Raw genomic sequence first — 1,102 nt, 5'->3', positions numbered from 1 at the left:
CGCACCCGACATGCACGGAGGTGAGGGACAGGACGTCGCGCAGGAAGTCCGAGAGGAGCGTGCGCGGATCGATCTCGGCCGAGACCATCCTGCCGTTCACCTCGCAGGCGAGACCAACCCGCGTCATGCCGCGCGCCTCGCGGGGGGCTCGCGGCCGAGGAAGTCGCGGGCCGCGCGCAGCACGGCGACACCGGCGAGGCGGGCACGCAGGGGATCGGCGGCCTGCGGCGCGATCTCGTCGAGGACGGCGGCGCACACCGCCTCGAGAAGCGCGTCGTCCCAGGCGGCGGGCGGCTCGTCGGACAACACCCGCGCGGCCGCCTCGCAGGAGAGCGTGGCGTCGGCGACCCCGAAGAGCGCGATGCGCACGGCGCCCCCGCGACGGGACAGGGCGGCGCCCGCGAGCGCGTAGTCGCCCCGCCGCTCGGCGATCTCGGCGAAGCCGTGGCCGTCGCCGGGCGCTGCGGCGGGAAACTCGGCGGAGACGAGCAGTTCGCCGGGGCGGATATCCGTCTCCATGGCGCCGTGGAAGAAGTCGGAGGCCGCCGCCCATCGCTCGCCCGCCAGCGAGACGAGGCGGAGGCGCGCGCCGAGCGCCACCGCCACCGCCGGGTATTCCGCGGCCGGATCGCCCAGCGCCAGCGCGCCGCCGAGGGTGCCCGCGTTCCGGATCGCGGGTGTCGCGACCCAGCCCGCGGCGGTCGCCAGAAGCGGCAGGTGCCGCGCCACCGTCGCATCGCGCTCCAGAACCCGGTGACGGACCAGCGCGCCGAGACGGACGACCCCGCCCGCGACCTCGATCGAGTCGAGCCCGCGCAGGCCGCCGATATCCACGATCCGCGACGGCCGCGCGAGACGCATGGCGAGCATCGGCACGAGGCTCTGCCCGCCCGCGAGCACGGTCGCTTCCCCGCCCCGGGCGGCCAATGCCTCGAGCGCCTGCGCCAGGCTCTCCGCGCGCAGGTAGTCGAATGCGGCGGGCGTCATCCCCTGAGCCTCGGCGCACGACCCGGCTCGTGGAAGACCCGGTCGATGCCGATGTCCTCGGCCCAGATGCGGCGGTGCGCTTCCTGAAGGTAGGGCGCCATGCCGTCAACGCGCT

The 1,102-nt window shown here is 75.6% G+C and carries 1 protein-coding gene; it reads right to left on the bottom strand.

What is annotated here, in order from left to right; all coding sequences use genetic code 11:
* Window positions 1-123 precede the first annotated feature (123 nt).
* Complete coding sequence (locus ACTS11_RS07965; protein WP_442639792.1) at window positions 124-987, bottom strand: FAD binding domain-containing protein; 864 nt, start codon at window positions 985-987, stop codon at window positions 124-126.
* Window positions 988-1,102 lie beyond the last annotated feature (115 nt).

This window comes from Roseicyclus sp., from assembly GCF_052168335.1.
Lineage (GTDB): Bacteria > Pseudomonadota > Alphaproteobacteria > Rhodobacterales > Rhodobacteraceae > Roseibacterium.
The sequence above is the reverse complement of the archived record's forward strand: the minus strand, read 5'-3'. Positions and strand labels throughout refer to the sequence as shown.